The sequence below is a fragment of the Haloplanus sp. GDY1 genome, assembly GCF_023703775.1.
GTDB classification, from domain to species: Archaea; Halobacteriota; Halobacteria; order Halobacteriales; family Haloferacaceae; genus Haloplanus; species Haloplanus halophilus.
In genome coordinates, this window is sequence record NZ_CP098514.1 from 911,766 (window position 1) to 938,302 (window position 26,537).

At 70.7% G+C, this 26,537-nt stretch carries 26 protein-coding genes; 10 read left to right on the forward strand and 16 right to left on the reverse strand.

Annotation, left to right across the window (positions count from 1 at the left end):
- Nucleotides 1-94 precede the first annotated feature (94 nt).
- Nucleotides 95-478 carry a cyclophilin-like fold protein gene (locus tag NBT67_RS04955; RefSeq protein ID WP_251343694.1) on the reverse strand — a complete coding sequence of 128 codons (384 nt, stop codon included), beginning with the start codon at nucleotides 476-478 and terminating at the stop codon, nucleotides 95-97.
- The gene (locus NBT67_RS04960; RefSeq protein WP_251343695.1) at nucleotides 475-3,486 is read right to left on the reverse strand and encodes an FAD-binding and (Fe-S)-binding domain-containing protein; all 3,012 of its coding nucleotides are present in this window, start codon (nucleotides 3,484-3,486) and stop codon (nucleotides 475-477) included. The genes NBT67_RS04955 and NBT67_RS04960 overlap by 4 nt, the downstream gene beginning before the upstream one ends.
- 327 nt (nucleotides 3,487-3,813) lie before the next feature.
- On the opposite strand from NBT67_RS04960, the gene NBT67_RS04965 reads away from it, so the two are divergent.
- The 3 genes from NBT67_RS04965 to NBT67_RS04975 all read left to right on the forward strand — a co-directional run bounded on the left by NBT67_RS04965 (nucleotide 3,814) and on the right by NBT67_RS04975 (nucleotide 5,522).
- Nucleotides 3,814-4,182, forward strand: a complete 369-nt coding sequence (locus NBT67_RS04965) for a VOC family protein (protein WP_251343696.1) — start codon at nucleotides 3,814-3,816, stop codon at nucleotides 4,180-4,182.
- Between the two features lie 66 nt (nucleotides 4,183-4,248).
- On the forward strand, nucleotides 4,249-4,944 hold the full coding sequence (locus NBT67_RS04970; protein WP_251343697.1) for a DsbA family protein: 696 nt from the start codon (nucleotides 4,249-4,251) through the stop codon (nucleotides 4,942-4,944).
- Nucleotides 4,944-5,522, forward strand: coding sequence for a hypothetical protein (locus tag NBT67_RS04975; protein WP_251343698.1), 579 nt, complete (start codon nucleotides 4,944-4,946; stop codon nucleotides 5,520-5,522). The genes NBT67_RS04970 and NBT67_RS04975 overlap by 1 nt, the downstream gene beginning before the upstream one ends.
- Nucleotides 5,523-5,548: 26 nt before the next feature.
- Here NBT67_RS04975 and NBT67_RS04980 read toward each other — a convergent pair whose 3' ends face one another.
- Nucleotides 5,549-6,463, reverse strand: coding sequence for an HpcH/HpaI aldolase/citrate lyase family protein (locus NBT67_RS04980; protein WP_251343699.1), 915 nt, complete (start codon nucleotides 6,461-6,463; stop codon nucleotides 5,549-5,551).
- Between the two features lie 169 nt (nucleotides 6,464-6,632).
- Here NBT67_RS04980 and gatE point away from each other — a divergent pair, with 169 nt between their 5' ends.
- A complete protein-coding gene (gatE, locus tag NBT67_RS04985; protein ID WP_251343700.1) occupies nucleotides 6,633-8,501 on the forward strand; it encodes a Glu-tRNA(Gln) amidotransferase subunit GatE in 1,869 nt (622 codons plus the stop codon).
- 39 nt (nucleotides 8,502-8,540) lie between these two features.
- On the opposite strand, the gene NBT67_RS04990 is transcribed toward gatE, so the two are convergent.
- From NBT67_RS04990 to NBT67_RS05000, 3 genes are all read right to left on the reverse strand, one after another.
- Nucleotides 8,541-9,974, reverse strand: a complete 1,434-nt coding sequence (locus tag NBT67_RS04990; protein WP_251343701.1) for an ATP-binding protein — start codon at nucleotides 9,972-9,974, stop codon at nucleotides 8,541-8,543.
- Nucleotides 9,975-10,063: 89 nt separating this feature from the next.
- The gene (locus NBT67_RS04995) at nucleotides 10,064-10,714 is read right to left on the reverse strand and encodes a DUF7504 family protein (RefSeq protein WP_251343702.1); all 651 of its coding nucleotides are present in this window, start codon (nucleotides 10,712-10,714) and stop codon (nucleotides 10,064-10,066) included.
- The gene (locus tag NBT67_RS05000; protein ID WP_251343703.1) at nucleotides 10,707-11,594 is read right to left on the reverse strand and encodes a GAF domain-containing protein; all 888 of its coding nucleotides are present in this window, start codon (nucleotides 11,592-11,594) and stop codon (nucleotides 10,707-10,709) included. Before NBT67_RS05000 ends, NBT67_RS04995 begins: the two co-directional genes overlap by 8 nt.
- A gap of 107 nt (nucleotides 11,595-11,701) precedes the next feature.
- On the opposite strand from NBT67_RS05000, the gene NBT67_RS05005 reads away from it, so the two are divergent.
- Nucleotides 11,702-12,145, forward strand: coding sequence for a MaoC/PaaZ C-terminal domain-containing protein (locus NBT67_RS05005; RefSeq protein ID WP_251343704.1), 444 nt, complete (start codon nucleotides 11,702-11,704; stop codon nucleotides 12,143-12,145).
- Nucleotides 12,146-12,157: 12 nt separating this feature from the next.
- Here the strand turns inward: NBT67_RS05005 and NBT67_RS05010 are convergent, their stop codons facing one another.
- The 3 genes from NBT67_RS05010 to NBT67_RS05020 form a co-directional block, all read right to left on the reverse strand.
- Nucleotides 12,158-12,925 carry an RNA methyltransferase gene (locus tag NBT67_RS05010; RefSeq protein WP_251343705.1) on the reverse strand — a complete coding sequence of 256 codons (768 nt, stop codon included), beginning with the start codon at nucleotides 12,923-12,925 and terminating at the stop codon, nucleotides 12,158-12,160.
- On the reverse strand, nucleotides 12,922-13,506 hold the full coding sequence (locus NBT67_RS05015) for a DUF8114 family protein (protein WP_251343706.1): 585 nt from the start codon (nucleotides 13,504-13,506) through the stop codon (nucleotides 12,922-12,924). The genes NBT67_RS05010 and NBT67_RS05015 overlap by 4 nt, the downstream gene beginning before the upstream one ends.
- A gap of 74 nt (nucleotides 13,507-13,580) precedes the next feature.
- Complete coding sequence (locus NBT67_RS05020) at nucleotides 13,581-14,537, reverse strand: CPBP family intramembrane glutamic endopeptidase (RefSeq protein WP_251343707.1); 957 nt, start codon at nucleotides 14,535-14,537, stop codon at nucleotides 13,581-13,583.
- Nucleotides 14,538-14,636: 99 nt separating this feature from the next.
- Here NBT67_RS05020 and NBT67_RS05025 point away from each other — a divergent pair, with 99 nt between their 5' ends.
- From NBT67_RS05025 to NBT67_RS05045, 5 genes are all read left to right on the forward strand, one after another.
- Nucleotides 14,637-14,981, forward strand: coding sequence for an ArsR/SmtB family transcription factor (locus NBT67_RS05025; RefSeq protein WP_251343708.1), 345 nt, complete (start codon nucleotides 14,637-14,639; stop codon nucleotides 14,979-14,981).
- A 1-nt stretch (nucleotide 14,982) separates the two neighbouring features.
- Nucleotides 14,983-15,312 (forward strand): hypothetical protein, encoded by a 330-nt coding sequence (locus NBT67_RS05030; protein WP_251343709.1) that lies wholly within the window; start codon nucleotides 14,983-14,985, stop codon nucleotides 15,310-15,312.
- The gene (locus tag NBT67_RS05035) at nucleotides 15,309-15,599 is read left to right on the forward strand and encodes a DUF7521 family protein (protein ID WP_251343710.1); all 291 of its coding nucleotides are present in this window, start codon (nucleotides 15,309-15,311) and stop codon (nucleotides 15,597-15,599) included. Before NBT67_RS05030 ends, NBT67_RS05035 begins: the two co-directional genes overlap by 4 nt.
- Before the next feature lie 80 nt (nucleotides 15,600-15,679).
- Nucleotides 15,680-16,828 (forward strand): dihydropteroate synthase, encoded by a 1,149-nt coding sequence (folP, locus tag NBT67_RS05040; RefSeq protein WP_251343711.1) that lies wholly within the window; start codon nucleotides 15,680-15,682, stop codon nucleotides 16,826-16,828.
- Nucleotides 16,829-16,930: 102 nt separating this feature from the next.
- Nucleotides 16,931-17,608, forward strand: coding sequence for a 6-hydroxymethylpterin diphosphokinase MptE-like protein (locus NBT67_RS05045; RefSeq protein WP_251343712.1), 678 nt, complete (start codon nucleotides 16,931-16,933; stop codon nucleotides 17,606-17,608).
- A gap of 4 nt (nucleotides 17,609-17,612) precedes the next feature.
- Here NBT67_RS05045 and NBT67_RS05050 read toward each other — a convergent pair whose 3' ends face one another.
- From NBT67_RS05050 to NBT67_RS05080, 7 genes are all read right to left on the reverse strand, one after another.
- Nucleotides 17,613-18,551 (reverse strand): hypothetical protein, encoded by a 939-nt coding sequence (locus NBT67_RS05050; RefSeq protein WP_251343713.1) that lies wholly within the window; start codon nucleotides 18,549-18,551, stop codon nucleotides 17,613-17,615.
- Nucleotides 18,548-19,777 (reverse strand): signal peptidase I, encoded by a 1,230-nt coding sequence (locus NBT67_RS05055; RefSeq protein ID WP_251343714.1) that lies wholly within the window; start codon nucleotides 19,775-19,777, stop codon nucleotides 18,548-18,550. The genes NBT67_RS05050 and NBT67_RS05055 overlap by 4 nt, the downstream gene beginning before the upstream one ends.
- On the reverse strand, nucleotides 19,774-20,976 hold the full coding sequence (locus NBT67_RS05060) for a hypothetical protein (protein WP_251343715.1): 1,203 nt from the start codon (nucleotides 20,974-20,976) through the stop codon (nucleotides 19,774-19,776). Before NBT67_RS05060 ends, NBT67_RS05055 begins: the two co-directional genes overlap by 4 nt.
- The gene (locus tag NBT67_RS05065; protein WP_251343716.1) at nucleotides 20,973-21,818 is read right to left on the reverse strand and encodes a hypothetical protein; all 846 of its coding nucleotides are present in this window, start codon (nucleotides 21,816-21,818) and stop codon (nucleotides 20,973-20,975) included. Before NBT67_RS05065 ends, NBT67_RS05060 begins: the two co-directional genes overlap by 4 nt.
- 105 nt (nucleotides 21,819-21,923) lie before the next feature.
- On the reverse strand, nucleotides 21,924-22,799 hold the full coding sequence (locus NBT67_RS05070) for a hypothetical protein (RefSeq protein ID WP_251343717.1): 876 nt from the start codon (nucleotides 22,797-22,799) through the stop codon (nucleotides 21,924-21,926).
- Between the two features lie 43 nt (nucleotides 22,800-22,842).
- The gene (locus NBT67_RS05075; protein ID WP_251343718.1) at nucleotides 22,843-24,303 is read right to left on the reverse strand and encodes a SipW-dependent-type signal peptide-containing protein; all 1,461 of its coding nucleotides are present in this window, start codon (nucleotides 24,301-24,303) and stop codon (nucleotides 22,843-22,845) included.
- 142 nt (nucleotides 24,304-24,445) lie between these two features.
- The gene (locus NBT67_RS05080) at nucleotides 24,446-26,275 is read right to left on the reverse strand and encodes a vWA domain-containing protein (RefSeq protein ID WP_251343719.1); all 1,830 of its coding nucleotides are present in this window, start codon (nucleotides 26,273-26,275) and stop codon (nucleotides 24,446-24,448) included.
- Nucleotides 26,276-26,537: the final 262 nt, after the last annotated feature.

Sequence of the window (26,537 nt, forward strand, 5' to 3'; positions counted from 1 at the left end):
ATTCGCGCCGAATAACCGGACGGAGCCACCACTAAACGGTGCCTAAGCGACTCTCGGTCGGAGAGGAGAACAGCGGATATCAGTCGGTGATGTGTCAGTCGTCGACGACTCGAACCGTCGCGCCCGCACCGCTCGGGAGGCTCGACAAGGCGGAGACGTCGTCGAGATGCCCCACGACGTTCACGGGCGAGGCGGCCCGCGGCGTCGAGTCCGTACTCGCCGGGGTCGGCCCCCAGAACAGACAGAGCGCCGATCCCTGTGGCCAGTAGGCGACGGTGCCGGGGTCGACCGCCGCTCGCGGGTCCTCCGCCTCGACGTCGACCGGCACGCGGAAGTAGAGTTCGTCGCCCCAGCGCGTCGCCTCCCCCTCGACGGGGAGGGCGTCGACGAGCGCCCGGCGCGTCTCCGGGCTCTCCTCGGCCCACGTGGCGCCGATGTCCGTCCCGTCGACGACGACGGTGAAGCGTCCGTCGCTCATCGGAGTGCGTCCCCGAGTTTCTCGACGGGGTGGGGCGGGTGGTCGTCGTACTCGTCGCCCAGTTGGGAGCGACAGGAGGCGCCCGGGGCGGTCACCTGATCCGCGGGGCTCTCCTCGACCTCCTCGAACAGGAGGCTGCCGATGGCCTGTGAGATGTCGTAATGCTCCTCGTGGTAGCCGAAGGAGCCGGCCATCCCACAGCAGGTCGTGTTGAGCGGGTCGACGTCGTAGCCCGCACCCTGCAGGGCGGCGAGGGCGTGGTGATCCTTGTTCGTCGCCTTCTGGTTGCAGTGGCCGTGGTAGGCCAGGGACCGCGACGGCGCGTCGAACTCGACCCCGTCGGTCAGCCCGGTGACGTCGGCGTACTCCATGATCCCGTAGGCGGCGTCGGAGACGGCCTCGACGGCCGACCCGGAGAGCAGGTCGCGGTACTCGTCCTGGAACATGACCGCGTCCGAGGGCTCGATGAACACGACCGACCAGCCGTCGTCGACCGCCTCGTGCAGCGCGGAGACGTTCCGCTCGGCGCGCTCGCGGCACAGGTCGAGCATGCCCGAGGAGAAGGCCGCCCGCCCCGAGGGCGCCACGTCGTCGGGAATGCGGACGAACACGTCCGCGGCTTCGAGCACCTCGATGGCCGCCTTCCCGGCGTCGGGGTAGATGTAGTTCGTGTAGGTGTCGGGGAAGAGCAACACCTGGTCTTGGGCCTCGCTCGGGGCGACCTTGCAGCGGCCGCGCTCCTCGAACCAGGCCTCCAGGCTCTCGCTCGCGAAGGTGGGCAGTTCCCGCTCCCGGGAGACGCCCAGCGCCTCCTCCATCACCGCGCGGGCGCCCGGAACCTTCGGCGCGAGGTTGGAGAGCGGCGCCGTCATCGACCCGAGCTTCGACAGCGTGTCGATGTTGGCGAAGACGCGCTCGCGCAGGCTGACGCCCTCCTCCTGGTGGTACTGGTGTTTGACCTCCGTCTTCAGCTTCGCCATGTCGACGCCGGTCGGGCAGTCGCTCTTGCAGCCCTTGCAGCCGACACAGAGGTCCATGACCTCCTCCTGGAAGCGCTCGGAGTAGATCTCCTCCTCGTCGAGTTCGCCGCTGATCGCGGCCCGGAGCATGTTCGCCCGGCCGCGCGTCGTCTGAATCTCCTCCTCGGAGGCGCGGTAGGTGGGACACATCACCTCGGAGTCGGTCTGGCGACAGGTTCCACAGCCGTTACACAGTTCGACGAGGTGCGAGAAGCCGCCCTCGTCCTCGAAGTCGAGCGCCGTCTGGGGCTCGACCGACTGGTAGTCGGCGCCGTAGCGGAGGTGCTCCCGCATGTCGGCGCCGACGCCGCGGTCCGAGTCCGGGCCGACGTCCTCCGGACCGTCGCGGTAGACGACGTTCCCCGGATGCATCTGCCACTCGGGATCGAACGCCGTCTTCAGTTCCTTGAACGCCTGCCAGAGTTCGTCGCCGTACATCTTGGGGTTGAACTCCGTCCGCGCCATCCCGTCGCCGTGCTCGCCAGAGAACGAGCCGTGGTGTTCGAGCACCAGGTCGGTCACGTCCTCCGTGATGGAGTGCATCTTCTCGATGCCCTCCTCCTCCTTGAGGTTGAGGATGGGACGGATGTGGAGCGTCCCGCTGCCGGCGTGGGCGAAGTAGGCGGCGGAGGTGCCGTGGTTCTCCAGTACCTCCTCGAACTCGAAGACGTACTCGGACAGTTCCTCCGGCGGCACCGTCGCGTCCTCGATGAACGGGTACGGCTTGGGGTCGCCTTTCATCCCCATCAGCAGGGGGATGGCGGCCTTCCGGAGCTTCCAGATGTCGGCCTGGTCCTCCTCGGTGTAGGCCTCGATGGCGTGGAAGGCGTCGCCGTTCTCGACGAAGAACTCGTTGGTCTCCTCGATGGCCTCGTGGAAGTCGTCGACGAGTTCCGAGTCGAACTCCAACATCAGGGCCGCCTTCGTCCCCTCCGGGATCATCTCGACGTACTGGGCGTACTCCGTCGAGTCGGCGGCCAGTTGGAACACCTCGTCGTCCATCAACTCCACGGCGCCGACGTCGAACTGGAGCGCCTGCGGCACCGCCTCCATCGTCTCGACCAGGTCGTCGAAGCAGTAGAGGACGAGCGCCGTCTCCTCGGGCAGCGTGACCAGCGACACCTCGGCCTCGACGATGACGCCGAGGGTCCCCTCGGCGCCCACGAAGAGCTTCGAGAGGTTGATGACCTCCTCGCCGTCCTCGTTCTCGTAGATGACCTTCTGGAGGTTGTAGCCCGACACCGAGCGCTTGAGGTCGGGGTACTTCTCCTCGATTTCCTCCTCGTGGTCCTCGACGAGGCGGCGGGTCGTCTCGTAAATCTGGGCTTCGAGACCGTCGCCGGAGACCTTCTCGTCCCACTCGTCGCTGTCGAGGACGACCTCCTCGGTGTGGATCAGCGAGCCGTCGGCGAGTACCACGTCGAGTTCCTCGGTGTAGGCGTCGGTGATGCCGTACCGAACCGAGTGAGCGCCCGTGGAGTTGTTGCCGATGCCGCCCACGATGGTCGACCGGTTCGAGGAGGCCGGGTCCGGCGCGAACTTCAGGCCGTACTGTTCGAGGTGGTTGTCGAGGTGGTCCTGCACGACCCCGGGCTGGACGACCGCCCGCTGCCCGTCGGGGTCGACGTCCACGATGTCGTCCATGTACCGCGTGAAGTCGACGACGACACACCCCGGCCCGACCGTCTGGCCGCCGAGCGAGGACCCCGTCCCGCGCGGCAGGATCGGCACGCCGTGTTCGGCCGCCGTCTCCACCGTGTGCTGGACGTCGTCGACGGTCCGCGGCAGGACGACGCCCGCCGGCTTCGCCTGGTAGATGCTCCCGTCCGTCGCGTAGAGTACCTGTGCGTACTCGTCGAAGGAAACGTCCCCCTGCACACCCTCACGGAGGTCCTCGGCCAGGGCCCGGTACTCCTCGGCGTCGGGGTGGTCGTGCCCCAGTGAGTCCGCCGAGGTCTCTAATCCCGTGGATCGTTCATCAATGGCCATGCCTCCCACACCGGACTGGGCCAATTTAACTCCTACGCAACCCGACTGGACGCTACTCGCCGCCGTCCGGTATTCTACACGAACGTTCGGACGAAATTGTTGCCGGTATCCATACCGACTCACGCGGACGATCGCCCGATCGCTCCGGAATCGGCGGGCTGATCGGGACCACGGACCGCGGGCGCCCCTCCCGTCGACGTCCGACGGCGGTGGGGTGCCGGCGACGTCCGACGGCGGTGGGGTGCCGGCGACGTCCGACCGGCCCACCTCCGGCGGCGACCCGACTAGGACATCTTTTTGTCGGCAGCGGGGCGTGTCCCGAACGGAATGAGCCTGATTCACGTCTGTCTGAACGTCGCCGACGCAGAGGAGTCGATCGAGTTCTACCGGCAGTTCGGCTTCGAGGAATCCTGGTCGTTCGAGACGCCGGACGGCGAGACGGAGAACCGCTACGTCGCCGACGAGGACGGCGTCGAGATTCAGCTCTCCGAAACCGAAGGGGAAACCGAGTTCGAGATGGGAACCGCGTGGGATCACGTCGCCATCGGCGTCAACGACGTGGACGCCGTCTTCGAGCGGATCGATCACCACGGCGTCGTCGAGGAACCGGGCGACCAGCCCGCCGCCGGCGCACGCACGGCGTTCGTCGAGGACCCCGACGGCCACGTCGTCGAACTCGTCGAGCCGATGGAGTAGGCGGGTCGTGCGCGGCCCGCTCACACCCGGCGAAACGTCTTTTCCTCCCCCGCTGTCTCTCCGTCCATGAACGACGAGTCGGCGCCGATCCGAGCGACGCGACGGGGGGTCCTCGCGGGCGGACTGTCGGCCCTCGGCGCGGGCTGTCTCGGGTCGGCCGGCGGTGGCGGTAGCGAGGGCGAGGGCGACGCGGCGAGCCTCGCCACCCACCCGGTCGGCGCGAACCTGGACGCCCAGCCCCGTCTCGGGCCGCCCCCGGGCGAGGCGACGGGAACCGTCGTCGCCTTCGAGGACCCCTCCTGTCCCCGGTGTGCCGCGTTCGAACGCGACACCGTCCCCAGGATCCGGTCGGAACTCGTCGACCCCGGCGACGCGACGTTCGTCGCCCGGACCATCCCCGTCGTCTACCCGTGGGGCGAGCCCGCCGTCCACGCGCTCGAAGCGACGTTCGCGCGCGACGCCGACGCGTTCTGGGCGCTCGCCGGCCACTACTTCGACGAACAGGACGCCTTCGACGCCGGGAACGTCCTCGACCGGACCGAGGCGTTCCTCGCCGCGGAGACCGAGGTGGACGCGTCGGGCGTCGTCGCCGACGCCGAGAGCGAGGCCTACGCCGACGCCGTCGAGGCGGACCTCGCGGCGAGCGAGGCGGCGGACGTGAGCGGGACGCCCACGGTCTTTCTCTTCCGCGACGGCCAGTACCGGACGCGCGCGACCGGATCGGTCAGCTTCGACTTCGTGACCGGGGCACTGGGACTGTGATGTCGGTCCGGCTCCCGCTCCGCCGCGACGACTGGCGGCTGATGGGCCGGACGGCCCGACTCGTCCTCGGCGGGCCCGTCTACGCCCTCGTCGCCCTCGTCGCCGCCGCCGTCGCCCTCGCGGGGTTCGTCCTCTCGGGGAACCCCACGACGGTCGGCGACGCGCTCGCGGGCCGGATCCCTCCCGGACTCCTGCTGGAGCTGTTCCCCTTCGTCGGCACCTCCTACGGCACCCTCACCGGATCGGTCGTCGTCCTCGTCGCCGCGCTCGTGGGCGTCGACATCGCCATGGTCGCCTACCACGTCCGGGAACACCGCCTCTCGGCGGAGGGGAGCGGCGGGAGCCTGCTCGGCGTCGTCCTCGGCACCCTCGGTGCCGGCTGTGCGGCCTGTGGATCGGCCGTCGTCGCCGGCCTCCTGTCGCTGGTCGGCGCGGCGGGGCTGGCGACGCTCCTGCCGCTCGACGGACTGGAGTTCGCCCTCCTGGCGCTGGTGGCGCTGCTCCTCTCGATCCACTGGCTGGCCGACGGGATGCGGGGCGGCGAGATCCGCGGCTGTCCGGTCGACGCGAAAAAATAGCGGGAGTCGAAAGAACGAAAGCCGATCTAGAGGATGCCGGCGGCCCGCGCCTTGTCGACGATGTCCTGGGCCATCTTGTTGGTGGCCTCGTCGACCATCTGGCCGTCGACGGAGACGGCGCCCTTGCCTTCCTCCATCGCCTCGGCGTAGGCCTCGACGATGCGCTCGGCGCGTTCGGCCACCTCCGGATCGGGGGCGAACACTTCGTTGCCGAGTTCGATCTGGCTCGGGTGGATGGCCCACTTGCCGTCACAGCCGAGCATGTTGGCGTTCTCCGCGGACTCGCGGAAGCCCTCGGGGTCGTCGATGTCGGCGTACGGGCCGTCCATGCACGGCAGGCCGGCGCTCTTCGCGGCGGCGTTACACTCGGAGAGCGCGTGGTGCCAGTAGTGGCCGGGGTAGTCGGGGAACTGGCCGATGTCCAGGCCGGGGGTCCCCATCGCGGCGGAGTAGTCGCCGGGGCCGAAGATGATCGAACTCAGCCGGTCGGAGGAGTGGGCGATGTCGTGGACGTTGTGCATGCCCTCGCCGTCCTCGATCTGGGGCTCCAGACCGATGCCGCCGACCTCCAGACCGTTGTTCTCCTCGACCTGCGCGAGGAGGTTCTCGACGGTGTGGACGTCGCTCGGACTGGCGACCTTCGGGATGATGATGTCGTCGATGTACTCGCCCGCCTGGCCGACGACCTCGATGATGTCGTCGTACCACCACTTGGTGTCGATGCCGTTCATCCGGAACGACAGGATCTTGTCCGACCAGTCGTGTTCCTGGGCCGCCTCGATGAGCGGTTCTCGGGCCTCGGCCTTCGCGTTCGGCGCGACGGAGTCCTCCAGGTCGAGGAAGACTTCGTCGGCGTCGCTCCGGGAGGCGCTCTCCATGAAGTCGGGGTCGCTAGCCGGCGTCGCGAGCTGTGTGCGACGGAGTTCTACGTCTTCAGACATGTTTCCACCACCCGTAAGACCCCCTCGCTGGCTGATAAAGATTCCTTAGTCGCCGTATTTTCGAGGTCTGACGAACGCGAATTCGTCCGTTGTCGAGTGTCTTCATCGACCATGAGAGCCCCGGGCGCAGACTGAACGCTTTTAGGCTCGCCGGGTCGAGATACCGACGATGAGCGAGTACGACTACGAGGCGCTCGGGTTGGTCGCGGGGCTGGAGATCCACCAGCAACTCGACACCGCGACCAAACTGTTCTGTGCGTGCCCGACCGAGCGTCGGGACCCCGAGGAGGCGACCCGAACCTTCTCCCGGTATCTCCACCCGACGAAGAGCGAACTCGGCGAACTCGACGAGGCGGCCGTGGAGGAGAGCCGCGTCGACCGCGAGTTCGAGTATCTGGGCTTCGACACCACCTGTCTCGTCGAGGAGGACGACGAACCGCCGGGGCGGATCGACGACGAGGCGCTCGACGTCGCCCTCCAGATCGCCGACCTGCTGGACATGACGGCCGTCGATCAGGCCCACGTCATGCGGAAGATCGTCGTCGACGGCTCGAACACCTCCGGCTTCCAGCGGACGGCGCTGGTGGGTCAGGACGGCGAAATCGAGACGAGCGAGGGACCGGTCGGCGTCGAGGACCTCCTGCTCGAAGAGGAGAGCGCCGGCCGCGTCGAGGAGACCGACGAGGGCGTCCGCTACAGCCTCGACCGACTCGGCATCCCGCTGGTGGAGATCGGCACCCGTCCGGACATCGGCACGCCCGAACAGGCCCGCGAGGCCGCCGAGCGCATCGGCATGCTCCTGCGCTCGACCGGGTCGGTCAAGCGCGGCCTCGGCACCATCCGCCAGGACGTGAACGTCTCCATCGCCGAGGGCGCCCGCGTCGAGATCAAGGGCGTCCAGGCGCTGGATCAGATCGACGACATCGTCCGGCTGGAGGTGCAACGACAGGTCGAACTCCTCGACGTCGCGGCCGAACTCGACGCCCGGGACGCCGAGGTCGGCGACCCGCAGGACGTGAGCGACGTGTTCGCGGACACCGACAGCGGCGTGATCCGCGGCGCCCTGGACTCCGGCGGCCGCGTCACCGCCGTCCCGCTCTACGGCTTCGACGGCCTCGTCGGCCGCGAACTCCAGCCGGATCGCCGCTTCGGCACCGAACTCTCGGATCACGCCACGCGCCACGGCGCCGGGGGGATCTTCCACACCGACGAACTCCCCGCCTACGGCGTCACCGAGGCGGAAGTCGAGGCGCTCCGCGACGCCGTCGACGCCGGCCCCGAGGACGCCGTCGCCATCGTCGCCGACGACGCCGAGACGGCCGAACTGGCGATCGGTGCCGTCGCCGACCGCGCCCGGGCGGGCATCGAGGGGGTCCCCGAGGAGACCCGCGACGCGACACAGGAGGGGACGACCCGCTACCTCCGGCCCCTGCCCGGCGCGGCGCGGATGTACCCCGAGACGGACGTGCCGCCGGTCGAACTCGATCCGAGCGAGGTCGACCGGCCGGAACTGCTGACCGAGAAGGTCGAGCGCTACCAGTCCGACCACGGCCTCGACGCGGGGCTGGCCGAACAGGTGGCCTACGGCCGACGGATGTCGCTGTTCGAGGACGCTGTCGAGGCGGGCGTCGACGCCACCTTCGCCGCCGGGGTGTTGGAGGGAACGCTGACCGAACTCCGCCGCGACGACGTGCCGGTCGACCGCCTCACCGACGCCCACCTGCTCGGGGTCCTCCGGCTGGTCGAGGACGGCGACCTGGCGAAGGAGGGCGTCGACGAGGTGCTGACGACGCTCGCCGAGAACCCCGACCTCTCGCCCGAGGCGGCCATCGAGGAGGCGGGCCTCGCCGGCGTCTCCGAGGACGAGGTTCGCGAGGCCGTCGCCGACGTCGTCGAGCGCAACGCCGACCAGGTCGAACGCGAGGGCATGGGCGCTTTCTCCGCGCTCATGGGCGAGTGCATGGGCGCGCTCCGCGGCAAGGCCGACGGCGAAGTCGTCAGCGACGTCCTTCGGGACGAGATCGGCAAGCGGGCCTGAGCGACGGACTCCCGCCGCGGCGGGAGCCACGCTGACGGCTCAGTCGGCCGTGCAGGGGTCGGTCACGCAGGCGACGCCGGTGATCCCGAAGCGGGTTCCCCCGGCCGCGCTCTCGGCCACCGCGACGTCCCAGTCGTGGGCGTCGGCGATCTCGGCCACGATGGAGAGCCCGAATCCGGTGCCGTCACTCGACGTGGAGTAGCCGCTCTCGAACACCGTCTCGCGCTGGCCCTCGGGGATCCCCGGCCCGTCGTCCGCGACGTAGAACCCGTCCGCACGGTCGCCGACGGTGATCGTCACGTCCTCGCCGCCGTGGGTGATGGCGTTCCGGAGGAGGTTCTCGAGGAGGTGCTGGAGCTGGCTCCGATCCGCGCGGATCGAGCGGGTCGTCTCGACGTCGAGCGACGCCCCGCTCGTCGAGACGTTTCGCCAGCACTCCCGAACCGTCGCCGCCAGATCCACCGTCTCGACGTCGCTCACGCGGTCGCCGGCGCGGGCGAGCGTCAGCAGGTCGTCGATCAGGTTCCCCATCCGCTCCAGGGCGTGTGCCGCCTCGTCGAGGTGGTCGCACTCGGCGTCCCGGCGCGCTACCGACAGGTTGCCGGTCGCCACGTTCAGCGGATTCCGGAGGTCGTGGGAGACGACGCTCGTGAACTGATCGAGGCGCTCGTTCCGGCGCCGGAGTTCCCGCGCGTGTTCGCGCCGCTCGGTGATGTCGCGGGCCGAGGCGATGAGCGAGACGACGGTCCCCGACTCGTCGGTGACCGGTCGGATCGTCCCGCTCACGCTCCGCCGGTCGCCGTCCACCCCGACGTGGTCGGCCTCGTACTCGACGTACTCGCCCCCGGCGGCGCGCTCGACCCACTCGCGGACGTCCGCTCGGTTCTCGTCGGACCACCACGGCGTCTCCCAGAAGGGCTCGCCGACCAGGTCCTCGTGGTCGGCGTCGACGAGTTCCATGGCGGTGTGGTTGGCGTCGTGGAGTCGGCCGTCGGGAGAGAGCACGCCGACGAGCATCTTCGGGTCCTCGAAGACGGCGTCGAGGCGGCGCTCGCTCCGCCGTAACGTCCGCTCCGCGCGGTACCCCTCGACCGCGTCGTGGATCCGCTTGGCCAGGAGCGCGTCGTCGCCCTGAACCCCGCGGCGGAGGTAGTCGGTGACGCCCGCGGAGATGGCCTCGCTGGCGACCGCCTCGCTCCCGGCGGCCGTATAGAGGATGAAGGGGAGGTCGGGACGACGGTCGCGGACCGCGCGCAGGAACTCGAGGCCGGTCCGGTCCGGCAGGTCGTGACCCGAAACCACGCAGTCGACGCCGCCCGCGTCCAAGCGGCCGAGCGCCGTCCCGGCGTCGGGTACCGTCTCCACGTCGAATCGGTCGCCCTCGTGTTCGAGGTGCGGTGCGGTCGGGTCGCCGATGTCCACGTCGTCGTCGACGTGCAGGACCCGTATGCGCTCTCGGCCCACGTCGACCATACTGCCTCGTCGCGCCGCCGAAAGTAAGGCCTTTGCCGCCGAATATCACTGATGAAAATCCCCGTCTGACGGACGGCGGTGGGATCGTCTCAGTCGTCGGCGTTCGCGGGCACGGGATCGAAGGGCACCCACTCCGACGCCCCGCCGAGGAAGCTACGGGACCGGAGTTCCGGTCCCTCGCGGACGTCGATCCGACCGTCGCAGAACTGCGCGATGGTCCGCAGTTCGCGCTCGTCGTGCATCGCCGGATCGACGAGGAAGACGCCGAGGCCGTCCACCTTGCTCACCCGCCCCGCGAGCGTGTGGACGAACCGCGAGACGGTCTGTAGCTCCGTGAGCGAGAGGACCGTCGATATCGAGAACAGTCCCGTCCGGACCCGCCGAACCCCCTCCCGATGGAACTCCCGGTAGAGCTTGGAGTAGCGCATCCCGATGCCCGTCAGGTCCTGCGCGCTGGAGACGGTCATCACGCGGGCGGGGACGCCGCTGTCGTCGCTGTCCAGACAGTCGACGATGCCCATCCGGTCCGGGGTTGGCTCGATGCCGACCGTCTCGCAGTCGGCCGCGGTGTCGGCGGCCGTCGTGTTCGTCGTCAGGACGATCACCCCATCGTCGCCGGCGAGCATCCGGTAGGCGAGTTCCTTGGTGCCGCCGTGCGACGGCCCGGCGACGAGGACGGTCGTCCCGGGCCTGACGGGATCGATCGGCAGTCCCTCGAAGGTGTAGTCCGCGTCACTCATCGGCCTCACCCGCCGTGGCCTCGTGGAGGCGCCTGCGGAGGTCCAGTCTGTCCATCACGTCGTCGGCGAGCGCCGAGAGCAGGTCACGCTCCGCCGCCGTGAGCGTCCCCGGTTCGTCGTCGAACAGGCAGAAGACGCCGACCGCGTCGCCCGCGGCGGTCCGGATCGGCGCCCCGGCGTAGAACCGGATCGAGGCCTCGATCAACGCCTCGTTGCCCTCGAAGCGCGGGTCCGCCTGCGTGTCGGGGATCACCGTCACCCCGTCGTCGAGGATGGCGTAGGTACAGACCGTCCGTTCGCGGTCCAACCGATCCACGTCGACCTCGTGACAGGCGACGAACCGCTCCTGGTGGGCGTCGAGGAAGCCGACCGTCGCCGCGTCGACGTCGAACAGCGCGGCCGCGATCCTCGTGAGGCGGTCGAGCGACGCGTCGGGAACGCCGGGCAGGTCGTCGACGTACTTCGTCACGGCGTCGAGGCGGGCGTCCTCGTCGTCGGGGAGGGGGTAGGCGGTCTGGCTCCGGTTGTCGACGCTGAACTCGAGGAGGTCGACCAACTCCTCGCGTGCGTCCGGCGCCCCCTTGTCGACGTACTCGACGACGGCCGTCCCGAGGTCGGCGGTGTCGAGTTCGTCGAACCCGGCGTCGGTGAAGAGGACGCAGGTCGCGTCGGGAACGGTCGTGCGCGCTCGCTCGACGAGTTCGAGTCCGGTTCCGTCGGGGAGGTCGTACTCGGTGACGACGCCGGCGACCGACTCGTCGAGCGCCTCGCGGGCCTCGGCCAGCGAGCCACTGAGCGTCGCGTCGATACCGGCCTCCCGGAGTGCGGCCCGCGTGGCACGTCCGTCCTCCGGGGCGGGATCGACACACAGGACCCTCATATCCTACGTCTGACCGCCCCCGATCATAAGTCCCCAACATCGAACGACCGACAGGTGCGTCGCCGCGGAAGGGAACGCACTTCACCCCGGCCGCCGAGGATCGACCGATGACGGTCTTCCTCGACGACGTCGACCGCTGGGACGGCGAGTCACACGGGACGTACGCGGTGACCGAGGCGGAAATCGTGGAGTTCGCGGAGCGCTACGACCCGCAGTGGTTCCACACCGACCCCGACCGCGCCGCCGACTCCATCTACGGCGGCTTGATCGCCAGCGGCTGGCACACCGCGGCGATGTCGATGCGGCTGTTCGTCGACGGCTTCCTCGGCGAGACGGCGACGCTCGGCGCGAAGGGGCTGGATCGGCTCCGCTGGCCCGCGCCGGTCGTCCCCGGCGACGAACTCACGGTCCACTCGACGATCCACGGCGTCGACGGATCGGACGGTACCGACGACTACGGGGTGGTTCGCTGGGGCGTCGAGACGACGGCCGGGGGAGGCGAGAAGACGGTGCTGGCGTTCGAGGCGCTGGTGTTGGTCGCGCGTGCGTGACGACCGACGACGTCACCACCGGTCGGGTTCGTCGTACTCAGAGAGCAGTTCCCGGCGGTGGCGCAACTGCCCGGTCGCCCGGCGCAAGACCCCGAGCAGGGTGTGGATCTCCCGGTCCGTCGGGTGGGCGCGGCCGATCAGCCGCCGCACCAGCCGCCGGGTCTTGTCGCGTTTGACCTCGCGGTAGCCGCTGGCGTCCAGGAACTCGCCGACGAAGTCGTGGAACCGCTCGACGTCCGCCTCCGTGGCCCGCTCGCGCTCCACGTCCGGCAACTGCGTCTCCTCGACGGTCAGCCCCCGGAGTTCGTAGAGCAGGATCGTCGCCGCCTGCCCCAGGTTCAGGACGGGGTAGTCCGCGCTCGCGGGGATCGAACACACCTCGTCGAGCCGGCCGAGTTCCTCGTTGTCGAGGCCGCGCCCCTCCCGGCCGAACACCAGAGCGGTCGGCGCGTCGACCGTCTCCAGGCTGTCGGCCAACTCCCGGGGCGTCTTGAACGGGAAGCGCACGTGTCGTCGGCTGTCCTCACCCGTGATGGCCGTGCAGCCGACCGTGTGGTAGTTCGCGACCACCTCGTCGAGGGTCACCTCGTCGGCGTTCGGGAGCACGTCCTCGCGGGCGTGGCCGGCGAAGCCGTAGGCCTCGCCGTCGGGGTCGAGTTCCGGCGGGTCCACCAGCTTGAGATCCGTCAGCCCGAAGTTCTTCATCGCGCGGGCGATGGTGCCGACGTTGCCCGGCGTCTCGGCGTCGACGACGACGACGACCGGTCGCTGGCCGCTCATCGGGACGGGTAGTCGGTGCCGAGGTCGACGTCGTCGAGGTCGACGTCCTCGTCGTCGCTCTCGCCGTCGTCGCTCTCGCCGTCGTACCTCTCGCGGAGGTCGATCCGTCGGCCGTCGAAGTCCTCGTTGAGTCGGCGGTGGATCTCCTGTGGATCGGGCAGCGAGGGGAGTTCCGCGGGGTCGGTCTCGACGTGATCGAGGCCGCCGTACCCCTCGGGGGCACGGCCGCCGTCGTCGAACCACTCGTGGAACGCGTCGCGGAAGCGCTCCGTGCCGCGGTGGGCCTTGCCGCCAGCCTCGCGGTACCAGTAGAGGAAGTCCGCCTCGTGGGCGTCACAGAGCAGGATCTCCTCGCCGGGTTCGCCGTAGACGATGGCCGCCTGCGTACACCGCTCCACGTCCTCCTCGCCGTACACCAGATAGCAGGCGTCACAGGGCTGGTCGACGAGGCGGGTGAGGCGGACGAGCCGGTCCCGGGAGTCCGCGGGCATCTCGTCGAGGGGCTTGAACTCCCCGTCGTCGGTGAACACCTCGGACTCCTCGAAGCGCCAGCCGCGAAGCCCGATACTGACCTTTGCCATTGGACGGCGGTAGCGCCCGGGCGAATAAAAAGAGCGCGTCTTCGACGCCCTGACGCCGCCGGCTCGGCCCTGGCTCACTCGCCCCCGTCGCGTGGCGTCCACCGCGTCACGCGGTCGGCGACCTTGAGCGCCCCGTCGCGCCGGCGGAGGTACGCTACGAGGAGAACGCCACCCGCGGCGGCGGCGCCCACGTGGACGAGGCCCTCCTCACCCACCCACCGGGACGGCCCCACGAGGTCGAGCGCCAGGAGTTCGGGCACCGCCCCCGAGACGCCGAGTCCGAACAGTCCCTGCGTGTAGTTGTAGAGCGCGTGAAATCCGATCGGTAGCGCGAGGTCGCCGGTCAGGGCGTACACGCCCCCGAGGATCGCCCCGGCGAGCAGGTAGTAGCCGTACTGTCCGGGGTGGGTTACCTTGCCGCCGTGGAGGGCGGCGAAGACGAGGGCGCTGAGGAGGACGGCGAGGAGGACGGCCGGCCGCCGCCCCAGCGAGTCCTGGCCGCCCTCCGCGAGGTTCTTCAGCATCGTCGCCCGGAAGACGAACTCCTCCCACGCCGCCGCGACGGCGACGAGCGCGAACGCCCCGACGGTCGCGGGGAGGAACGGGAGGACGCCCGGTGCCTCGGTGACGCCGGTCACGGCGGCCCAGTCGGCGCCGAGCACCACTGCGAGGGCGCCGGCGTTGACGGCCGTGCCGATGCCGGCGCCGACGGCGAGCGATCGGACCCACCGGCGGTCGACCGCCAGGCCGTACTCGGCGGTCGGTCGACGGTCGATCAGTCGCGCGCTGGCGACGACGGCGACGGCGAGGATCGCGGCGATCCCGAGGAGTTCGAGCAGTTCGCGGACGGGATGCTCGAACCGCGTCCGAACGGCCGTCTGGACGACCGCGAGGGCGAGAAAAGTCGTCACGAGGGGCAGTACCGCCCGTATCGGCGCCCGGAGTCGGCGGCCGTCGCGGGTCCGGATCGGCCACGCGAGCCATCGCCGGATCCGTCGCCACGGGGATCGATCGGTCGTCGGGGTCGACATGCTCGGAGGGACCGACGGAGCCACCCTATCGGTGCGGGCACGGCTTCCGATACGGAAGCCGGACGGCCCTTTTATTCGCCGCCGCCCGTTGGTACCGGTATGGACGGGGACGGGGACGACGAACTCCTCGCGTTGCTCGACGACGAGTACGCGCGGGCCATCCTCGCCGAACTCACCACCGAACCGATGTCAGCCTCCGAACTCTGTGCCGCGTGTGAGATGTCCGATCCGACGGCGTACCGTCGCCTCGAACGGCTGGAGGCGGCCGACCTCGTGGTCGAGCAGCAGGCGATCGACCCGGACGGCCACCACTACAAGCGCTACGCCGCGACCGTCGAGGAGGTGACCGTCGCGTTCGCCGACGGATCGTGCGAGGTGTCCGTCACCAGATCCTCGACGAACCCGGCCGATCGGTTCACCGACCTGTTCGAGGGGGTGTCCTGAAATGCGTTCGCTCCCCTTACAGCTGCGGGCCGGCGGGGCCGATCCCCTGCTGTCGGTCGCCGTCGTCGGACTCACGCTCCTCTCGATCGCCCTCTCGGTGGCGATCGCCGCGCTCCTCGTCCGTGGCTACCGCCGCGGACCGGGCCACGCCGGAATGCTGCGTCTCGCGGTCGGGCTCATCCTGCTCACCACCGTGCCGGAGCTCCTGCGGATCGGGCTCCCGACGGTCACCGCCGCCGGCGACGTCGGTCGATCGCTCCTCGTGAGCGGCTGTGAACTGCTGGGACTCGGAACCATCATCCTGGCGGTCTACGGGGGTGGGTCGGAGTGATTCCGGACCTCCCGCTCGCTCCCGAGAGCGTCGCGTGGGCGTCGCGTGGGCTGACGGCCGTCGTCGGCCTCTTCGTCGCGACGCTGGCGTACCGTGGATACAGGCGCAACGACGCCCCGCAGATGCGGGCGCTCGCGGTCGGCGTGGGCCTGTTGACCGCCGGCGTCTTCCTCGTCGTCACCGTCGTCGACGCGGTGGGAGCCGGCGCCGGCGTCGTCCTGCTCGCCCGCGGACTCGTCACCGTGGCCGGCCTCTGTGCCGTGCTGATCGCCGTTCGCTACCGGTGACTCGGCCGCGCTCCCGGCGGCGAGTCCGCACCGTTCCCCCGACCGGTTCGCATATGGTGATCGGGGCCGGAAGGCCGCCCATGCGAAACGTGGACGCCGCGGGCCTCGGCATCGGCGACGACTACCCGCCACGACTCATGGGGGTGTTGAACGTCAGCGAGGAGTCGCCGTACGAGCCGAGCGTGTTCGACGACCCCGGCGAGGCGGCCGCGTACGTCGACGAGGAACTCATCGACGAGGGCGCCGACATCGTCGACGTCGGCCTCGAATCCGCGAACAAGCGCTTCGAGGTGCTCTCCGCCGAGGGGGAACTCGACCGCCTCGACACCGCGGTCGAGGCCATCGAGAGCGTCTCCGGCGACGCCGTCTTCTCCATCGAGACGCGCTATCACGAGGTGGCCGAGGCGGCGCTCGACGCTGGCTTCGACATGGTGAACGACATCTGTGGCTTCGCCGATCCCGAGATGCCGCGGGTCTGTGCCGAGCGCGACGTGGCGGTCGTGAAGATGGCGAGTCCGCCGGACCTGGAGCGACCGGGGGCCGTCGAGGACGTCGACGACATCTACGACGCGCTGCAACGCGAGGGGCTCACGGAGAAGACGGTCGTCGACCCCGCGTTCGGCGGCTGGAGCGAGGACAAGACCCTCGAAGACGACCGGGAGACCTTCCGCCGCCTCCGGGAGTTCCGCGCCCTCGACCGTCCCATCCTCGTCTCCATCAACCGCAAGAACTTCCTCCGGGACATCGCCGGCCGCTCGACCGAGGCGGCCCTGCCCGTCTCCCTGGCCGCCACCGCCATGGCCGTCGAGCGCGGCGCACACGTGATCCGCACCCACGACGTCGCCGAGACGCGGGACGCCGCCCTCGTCGGCGACGCCTTCGCCCGCGACCGACTCCGGGCCACCGGCGGCGCCGTGACCGTCGAGGAACTCGACGTGACGGGCGTCGGGGAGATGCGCCGCCACCTCGACCGACTCGGAGGGGACCCGTCGGCGGCCCGCCGGGGCACCGTCCGCACCTTCGAACTCGGCGGCCTCTCGCCCGCGGACCGCGACGTCCTGGACGCCGCCGCCCGGGGAACCGCCGCCGTGGTCGCCGGCGCCCCGGACGACGACCGCCGCCTGCTCGCGGGGACGCCCGCCGACCTGACCGCCGTCGTCGAGGCCGCTACCGGCGGTTCCGACGCGCTCGACCGGGCGCTCGCCGCGGTCGAATCCGTTGCCGGCTAAGAGAAAGCTTATGCCAGACGCTTCGAAAACGAGGGCGTGGAAGCCGGGGCGACACACGGGTAGGGGTACTTGGTGTCGTTCCGGCTACTGTGACCTTATTGGATGAACTACCAGACGTGGGTCCCGGTGTACGAACGCATCCTCGACGACTTCGGCTACTCCCGCGCCGAGGACGAGCGCGCACGCGACGTGCTCGCGGAACTGGTCGACCCCTTCGACGAGTCGCGGTTCGACCCCGTTTCGGGCGCCACCGTCGCCGTCGCCGGCGCTGGACCCTCCCTCGGCGACCAGGTCGGCGTCGCTGCCGACGCCGACCTGGTCGTCGCCGCCTCCACCGCCGCGGCGACGCTCCGGGAGGCCGGCGTCGGCGTCGACCTGATGGTGACCGACCTCGACAAGACGCCCGCGACGGCCCGGGACCTGACCCGCGAGGGCGTCCCCGTCGCCGTCCACGCCCACGGCGACAACGTCCCCGCCGTCGAGGAGTGGGTCCCCCGTCTCGACGGCGACCACGTCGTCCCGACGACGCAGACCGAACCCCGCGGCCCCGTCGCGAACTACGGCGGGTTCACCGACGGCGACCGGGCGGCCTTCCTCGCCGACGCCTTCGGCGCCGCGACCCTGCGGTTCCCGGGGTGGGACTTCGACGACCCCGCCGTCGACGCGACGAAACGCAAGAAACTGAGGTGGGCCGAGCGGTTGCTCGAATGGCTCGAACGCCGACGCGGCGAGCGGTTCGCGATACTCGACGGCCGACGCGAGGGGATCGATCCGATCTGACCGATCAGGCGTCCGCGCCGCCGTCGGCGGTGCCGCCGCTCGAATCGCTACTTCCCGAATCGCTCCCTCCCGAGTCGCCGCCGCTCGATCCGCCAGCGTCCGAGTCGCCGCCGCTCGACCCGCCAGCGTCCGATCCACTGGCGTCCGAACCGCCGTCACCGTCGCCGCCATCTGCACCGTCGGTCGATCCGCCGCTCGCCCCACCGGCGTCGTCCGAATCGCCGTTCGAACCGCCAGCATCGGATGCGCCGCTCGATCCGTCGCTCGGATCGCCGGCCGACCCACCGTCGTCGGCCGATCCGGCGTCCGAACCGTCCGCGTCGCTTCCGGCCTCGTCGTTGCCCGCTCCGCCGGCCTCGTCGTCGCCGGCGGCTCCGGTATCGGCACCGGCGTCGGCCGATCCGGCGTCCGAACCGTCCTCGCTGGCATCACCGGCACCGACGTCGTCCTCGGCGGTACCGTCCTCACCGGCATCATCGTCGCCGACACCGTCCTCGCCGACACCCCCGCCCGCCGACGCTCCGTCGTCGCCATCGCCGTCGTCGGGCGATTGCGCGGGGGCGTCGGATCCGCTCGGGTCCGCGGCGGGTGCGTCGCCCGCGCCGTCACCCTCGTCGTCGGTGGCGCCGGTCGAGGTGGCGCCGGTCGGGACGTCGCCCGCCCCCTTCGCACCGCCGCCGGTCGGCTCGCCCGCGGGCGCCGTGCCCGCGACGTCGGTGTCGTTCCCGGTGGCGGAGGCCGGCCCGGACGGCGCGTCGAGCGCGAGGGGGGCGGCCTGCACCTGCGGTTCGATCACCGGTAGGTCGGAGACGTCGACGGTGGCGTCGACGCCGGCGGCGTCGCTGAACACCGCGAGCGTGTAGCCGCCGCCGAGGGCGGCCGCGAAGACCACGCAGGCCACCGCGAGCAGGGGCAGGACCGCGCGCCGGTCGGCAGCCGTCACCGCTCGGCACCCCCGTCGGGCGAGAGGGTCGTGACGGTCCCGTCGTCGTCGCGTGGCTCGGTCGCCCCGTCGTCGTCGTCGCGTGGCTCGGTCACCCCGTCGGCGTCGGATGCGTCGTCGGCCGTCTCGGGACCGTCCGCCGCGTCGGTCACCGCTTCGTCGTCCGCCGCGGCGGTCGCCTCGGGGTCGGGGTCGGCGGGAACGTCGCAGGCGTACGTCACCGCCCCGTCGAGGACGACGTAGCGGTCGTCGGCCCGAAGGAGCGGCCGGGAGACGGCGGCGGCGATGGCGCGCAGGTCGGCCGGGCCGGCCACCTCGACGGTGGGGCCGGCCGTCGCCCCGCGGTCGATCCGGACGCTGGGGACGCCCACCGGAGTCGTGCCGTCGCCGCCGTCGGTCACGGCTGGCTGCGTCCCGACGGGCGCGGACGGCGCGAACGACCGCATGCCGGCCGCGAGGACGAACCCCGCCCCCGCGGCGACGGCGACGCCGACCGCGATTCCCGAGGGGCGCTGGTAGGCCGAGTAGCCGGCGTAGGCCGTCACGACACCGAGAACGACGCTCGCGAGCGTGAGGTCCCGCTGCGTGAAGGTGAACTGATCGTCCGTCCCGGCGGGCGACTCGTCGGGTCCGCCGTCGCCGCCGGTCCCCGTGGCCGGCACGCCGTCGCCGTCGTCGTCGCCGTCGGCGGCGGTCGTGGCCGCCGGATCGGGACGCCCAGACCGGAGCAGGTCGGCGACCTCCGAGGCGATCAGGAGGCCGAGCGGCAACACGACCAGGGCGACGAAGCCGAGGGGCGTGCCGACGAACTGGATGACGTGACCGATGAGGGGGATGGTGAGGACCACCCGACCGATCAGCCGGTCCGGCGTCACCGGACCGAGGTCGGCGTCCTCGTTGGCGTCGCCCTTGGTGACGAACGCGGGGGTGCCGTCCCCCGCCCGTTCGACGCCGATCACCCGGTGGGTCACCGGCACCTCCCCGCCGGCCTGCTGTTCGAAGACGATCACGTCGCCGACGCGGACCGACCGGGCCGGCACCTCGTCGACGACCACCACGTCGCCGGGGGCGATGGCCGGCGTCATGCTCGCGGTCAGGACGACGTAACTCGCCTCGGCGCCGACGGTGCCCGGCACCGCGTAGACGACGAAGGGGGCGATCAACGCCAGGAGGACGACGACGAGCAGGGCCCGACCGGCCGTCCGTGAGTGTGTGGTGAGATTCATTCGGTTGCTCCGTTCGGGGGAGTGCGCCCCCGGCCGCCGCGGCCCCGAGGGGGGTCCTCGGGGTCGTCCGTTCCGTCCTCGCCGGCCGCGACGGGTGGGCCGCCCCGCCGCGTCCCGCACGACAGCGGTTCGAGGTCGGTGAACGACCCCGAGCCCTCGTCGAACTCCAGTTTGATTCCCTCCCCCTCGCAGGCACACCGCGAGAAGTTCGGGGGCACGTCGAGGAGCGCTCCGCCGACCGAGTCGACGGTGGCCGTCGTGACGCCGCCGACGTCGAACCGGCGGTGACCGCCGTTCGGCGCGGCCCTGCTGCCGGCCTTCACGACGACGTAGTCGATCGGGACCGGCGACGTGACCTCGACGACGTACACCTCGCCGGGAGTCCCGGTCACGTCCGCGCCCGTCTCGGGGTCGCGGACGACCCAGGTGACCGCCCCGGGATCGACCGGGGAGTCGGTGCACAGCGAGACGTTGCTGATGCCGTGGCCGCGGTCGCGGTCCTCCTCGGGCGGGTCCTCCGGGTCCTCGCACGCCGGGAACGCGAAGGAGGGGTTCGTCCCCTCGACCGGCCGCCGCGGCGTCGGCACGTGCCGGGACTGCTCGGCGTACACGTCGAGCGTGAACGAGAGCGGCGACGCCGCCCGCAGCGCCCGAACCGCGTCCGGGTCGTCGCGGAGGGCCGCCGGCGCCCAGACGGCGACGGTCAGACAGACCTCGCCGTCCGGCCCGGGCGACAGCGGCGTCGTCCCCTCGCCGACGAACTCGGTGAGGAGGACGCCCCCGCCGTCGCCGCCGGAGAGGGCGGCGAGGAGGCCGCCGAGCGTCCCGTCGAACACCGTCGCGCCGTCGGCGGTCACCCGGGCCGAGAGGTCGTCTTCCGCGTGGGGAACCCGCGGACAGGCCCGGATCCACACCCACCCCGGGTTCGACGCCTCGTCGAGGCCGAGACAGACCGTCCGCTCGTCCCGCCGGGTGTAGCCGTAGTCGTCGACGGTGAACCCGAGGCTCACTCGCCCGGTGTCGGTGCCGTCGAGCGAGAGCGTCACGGCCCCCGCGGTCATCGCGTTCGTGGCGAGTGACTCCTCGTCCTGCAGGTAGGCCGCGGCGCCGCGACCCGTCAGGGCGCCGACGGTGCCGACCGTCGAGATGGCCGCGAGCAGCGTCCGGCGGTTCAGCCGCGGCCCCGTCGCGTCGCTCATACCGATCCCTCGAACGGGTTGGTCGTGTCCCCACACGCCGTGACCGCGACGGCGATGTCGAGGCGGGCGGAGTCGCTCTGGATCACGTTGTTCACCGCGGGGTCGATGGCCCACCGGAGCGCCAGACACCGCTGTGCCCCCTCGGGGATGCAGGCCGCCTCGACGACGCCGAAATCGAGCGGGACGCCACCGTCGAGGGCGACGTCGACGGCCGCCAGCGTCCCCCGACCGATCACGGCCTCCTCGGAGAAGTCGCGGAGGCCGTTGCAGCCACCGACCCCGAGGCGACCGGTGTCGTACCAGAGTTCGACGTCGACGTGGTCCTGGAGTTCGCCGCCCTCGACCGCCGGATCGCCCGCCGTCGGCGCGTCGCCGTCGCTGACCTCGGGTTCGACGAGCGAGTTCTCCGCGAACTCGCTCGCGGTGACCCGGAGCCACGCCCGCGCGTCGGCCTCCTCGGCCCGCAGGCCGATCACCAGTAGTCCCTCGTCGCCCGGGTGGGCGTTCGGGATGGAGAGGACGGGGCCGGCGTCGACGGCGTCGGGACCGGTCACGTCGACGAAGGCCCCCGCGGCGGCCGACTCGTTGAACGAGTCCGAGGAGTTGGTGAGCGGCGCCCGACCGCCGAAGCGGTTGCTCTCCTCGAGGAGGGCGCCGTTGTACCGCTCGTACCAGGCCACCCGAAGGTTCGGGCCGCCCTCGACGGACTGGGCGTACGTGTACCGCGTGAACGACGGCTCCCGGCCGAGGGCGCCGGCTACCCGCGGCGCGGCCGCGAGGAGTCCCACGCCGCCGATGGCGGCCAGGAGTTGCCGTCGCGAGAGTGATGAACCGTTTGTCATGGAAACCCCCAGGGGGGGAGACCCACCGGCGGAGTCGAACCGCCGTCGTGCCACCGTGAGTGGGTGCCGTCGCAGCCCGCGATCTCTACTGCGCGGGATCGGGAGTTAGGTATAGCTCCCGTACCCCGGTTCCGCGCCGGGAAGGGCGGCCCTACCCGACCGGATCGGCGCCGTTCCGGACTCGTTCTCGGGCGTCGACGGGCCCGTCTCGAAGGGGTTCAGCCCCACGGCGTCGTGGCGGCACTGGACCGCCGCGAACCGGAGGTCGAACCGGACGGCGTCGGTGATGGCGCGGTTGTGGTCCGGGCCGTCGAGCGGCAGACACCACGAGAGCGCGACCGGAACCGGACCGTCCGGGCCGTCGACACAGGCCGGCGCGCCGTCGTCGTCGACGGTCACCGGGAGCCCACCCGCGGCGTCGGTCGTCAGGCCCGCGAGCGTCCCCTCGTAGAGGACTCGCTCGTCGTCGCCGACGACGCCGTCGCCGTCGGCGTCGATCCACACCGTCACCTCGACGACGTCGCCGAGTTCGCCGGTCGCCGGCGTCGCGTCGCCGGCGGCCACCTCCTCGGGTCGGTGGTCGTTCTCGGCGGCCGCCACGAGGCCGACCGCCAGCCACAGCCGCGAGGGATTCGCACAGACGTAGAGGTCGGCCGTGACCGTCCCGCAGTCGCCGGGTTTCACGTCGTCGAGGGAGACGACGGGAACGCCCGCCCCGTCGACGAGGCCGGGCGTCCCGCAGTCGACCGCGCCGGCGTCGCCGCCGGGCGCCTCGGCGACCACCTCGCCGTTGTACGTCGTCCGGTAACCGAGTTTGAGGTCGAGGCTGCCGGCGGCGACGGTGCTCCGGAACCGCTCGCGGTCGGCGAGATAGCCCAGCGAGCCGACGCCGGCGCCCGCGGCGGCGATGCCGACGGCGCCGACGCCGAGCAGGATTCGTCGCCGCGACAGGCCGAGTGGGGGAGGCGTATTCGTGTCCACGTGAACCTCCGGATCGAAGGCGAGTGATCGACGCCGGCGTCGATCACCCGACGACGGTCACGACCTCCGTGCCGGTCTGGCCGCTGGTCTCGCCGCGGTAGGCGAGGGTGAGCGTGACCGACCGGCCGTTCATGTCGATACCGTCGCCGTCGCCGTCGCGGAACGCGAACACGGTCGCGTACCCGACCTCGCCGGGCGCGAGGATCGGCTCCCGGTCGGCGACGTCGGCGTACCCGTCGCTCCCGAGGACGACCGTTCCGGGCAGGGTGACGCCACCCGCGACGTCGGTGTACCCGGGCGTCGACGCGTCGACGTACACCTCGTAGCCGTAGCGGCTCCCGGTGTCGTCGACGTCGTCGCTCAGCAGGGTCAGGGCCGGGTCGGCGGGCGCGACGCCGAGGGACGTGATCGCCACCGGTTCGTCGAACCCGTTCTCGACGTCGAAGCCGAGACCGACGGGGGCGAGGTCGGGCGTCTCGATGGTGGACGCGTTCGTGATGCGGACCGAGGAACCGATCCCGCTTCCGTCGTTGTGCCGGCACTGTTCGGCGTAAAAGCCCACGTCGAATGAGACGCCGTCGGACTGTACCTCGTTGGCGTGGTCGACGGGGAGTTCCCAGCGGAAGCCGACGTAGTACGTCGTCGAGTTCTCGAAGCAGGCGCGGTCCGCAGCGCCGGCGTCGACGGCACCGGTCCCGTCGAGGGGCACGCCGTAACCCGTCGAGAGGAGGTCGAGTACCTGTCTGAGCGTCGGGTTGGCCGTGGGATCCTCGTTGCCGCCGAGGAGGACCGCTTCGTCGGCGTCGACCTCGGCGTCGCCGTCGGTGTCGTACCAGACGGTGACCCGAATCTCGTCGAGGAGTTCGACGTCGTTGTCGAGCGACGTCGCCACCTCGGACGGGGAGCCGGCTTCCTCGTCGTCGGTCCGTTCGGGGTCGGTCACGTCGTTCTCGCGGGCCTCGACCAGGCCACCGTCGAGCCAGATGTACCCGGGGTTGTCGAACAGGTGGAGGCTGAACGAAATCGACCCGCTGTCGCCGGGCTTGACGTCCTCGACGTCGAGGATCGGCCCGTCGAGGTCCTGCGGGACGTCGGCGAACTGGTTCCGGAAGGCGGCTTCGACGATGTCGCGGTCGGCGTCCGACAGGTCGGCGTAGGGGACGCCCTCCCGGTTGAACGCGATGTCGTCGCGCGTGAAGAGCGGGTCGCGAACGTCGTCGGGAACGGTGATCCGGTCGCCGATGAGGTTGGTCGCGATGGTGTCGAGGTCCTCGTTCTCGTACTGGTCGGGGTACGCGGTGACGTATTCGAACCCGTTCGGACCCCGGTAGGTGACCTGCCAGTCGACCATGAGGTCGAACTGACCGGCCGTCAACCGGTTGCCTTCGAACGACTCCCGATCGGAGAAGTAGGCGGTCGTGCCGAGACCGGCCCCGGCCGAGGCGACGCCGACGGTGCCGAGACCGGCGAGCAGTCGGCGTCTGGTGATGGTGAATGTACTCATGTGTGTGTCAACTCCCACGGGGGGATGCCCACCGGCGGAGTCGAACCGCCGGGCGGCCGCCGTCGCGATGACGGTCCGGGTGGGCGACGGTGAGCGCGGTCAGCGAACGAGGACGGGGATTGGGCTCACCGGATCGGACGGATTACGAGGGGGTCAACTCCGGAGCGTCGCCGTTCTGGGCGGTTTCGTTCTCGGGGACCTGCCCCGCGCCGTCGTTGTGGCGGCCCTGTTCGGCGTAGAAGCCGATGTCGAAGGCGACGGTGTCGCCCTGGATCTGGTTCGCGTGGTCGACGGGCACCCACCACTGGAAGCCCAGGCAGTGGGTCACGCCCGCGCCCGTGAACGGATCGCGGTCCGCGTCGTCTTCGGGGTCGTTGATCTCGTTGAACTCCGTCATGCGGTCGCCGTCCAGCGGGATGCCGCGACCGTCGTTGCCCATCATCGCGTCGAGCGCGTCGCCGAGGCTGCCGTTGAAGAAGATCTCCTCCTCGACGGTGACCTCGTTGGCGATGTCGTCGGCGACGTCCGGGAAGTTGCTGACCGGCGTCTCGCGGTAGAACCCGGAGGACGCGATCTGGCTCTGCAGGTAGACGCTCAGGTCCGTCCCGTCACCGAGGTCGGCGTTCGGGTCGTCGCCGATGTTGAGGACGGCGATCCGGGCGCCGTCCATGCCGCTCTTGACCGCGGTGGCGACCGCGGCGGTTTCGGCCTGTTCGGTGGCGTCGACCTCGCTGTTGTCCGTGCCGCCGTCGTAGCCGGCCGTGCCGTCGTCGTCGGAGAAGCCCGCGCCGCGCGGGGCGTCGTAATCCGTCCCGTTGACGGTCGCCGTGTAGACGAGACCCGTGTCGTCGTCGTAGTTCGGGCCGCCGTCGGAGATGACGACGATGACGGGCAGGGCGTCGGGCCGACCCTGATCGTCGAGTACCTGGTCCGCGATGTCGATGGCCGCGGGCAGGGGCGTGTTGCCGCCGTAGCTCAGGCTCGGCAGGCCGAACGAGTCCGGGCTCACGAGCCCGGAGAGGCCGGTGACGCTGCCGCCGCCGAAGCTCACCGCACCGACGCGCGCGGAGCCGTCGGTCGGGAGCGCGTCGACGAACTCCATGATGCCGTTCTCGAGGTCGTCCTGTTCCTGGCCCTGGATCGAGCCGGAGGTGTCGATGGCGAGCATCACGTCCACGTCGCCGGTTCGCTCGGCCTGGTTGTCGCAGTCGGGATCGTACCACATGCGCACCTGGATCTCGTCGAGGAGTTCGACGACGCCGTCGATCTCGTGGGGATCGTTGCGCTCGGGTTCGGTGATGACACCTTCGCCCGTCAGTTCCTCGTCGAGCATGCCGTTGACCCAGACGTAGCCGGGGTTGTCACAGAGGTGGAAGCTGAAGGTGACCTCGCCGAAGTCGCCGGGCTTCACGTCGCCCAGGTTGATGAGGGGGTCGCCGGACGACGTGTGGTCGTTGCTGGTGCGGTTGGACTGGTAGAGCCCCTCGCTCCGTTCCTCGGCGTCCTCGTTGCCGACGTTGGCGAGTCGGAGGCCGTCCTCGGGGCCGAGCGCGCAGACGTCGACGTTGTCCAGCGAGTCCTGCACGCCGTCGTTGTCGGGGTCGGGGAGCGCCTCGATGGAGGTGGCGTCCCAGAAGGCGTCCTTGTTCTCCTGGTCGGTTCCCTCACCGACGAACCGCACCGCGATGGCGCGGGCGTCGGGGTTCGCGACCGCGGGAAGGACGTACGCGCCGTCCGCATCGGGATCGACGTATTCGACGTGATCCATGCCCGCGGAGCCGTCGAAGTAGTGTTCCTCCCAGTCCACGAGCAGGTCGAGGGTACCGGCAGTAAGCTGGTTGTTCTCGAAGGTCTCCTGGTCCGAGAAGTACGCAGTGGTGCCGAGTCCTGCGCCCGCGGAGGCGATGCCGATCGTGCCGAGCCCGGCGAGTACCTTCCGCCGGGAAACGCTGAATTGTCGGTCGTCGTTCATTGTTGGTTGATGCCCGCGGCGACCGAGGTCGGTCGGCCACCGGTTCGGGACACCACCCCCTCCGAGGGCTATGAGTATAGGTAATGACCTCGACCCTGCTTCCAAACCTTCGAGTAGCGGTTTCTACGGTCCGATTAGCGGGGAATACGGGATCGTTAGGACGCGGGAAGGGCACGCCTGAAGCCGACCGCCCGTCCGGAAGGCCGGGCCTGTACGGTCCCCGCCGAACCGCCATCCCCGTCGGTCCGATCATACCTATACC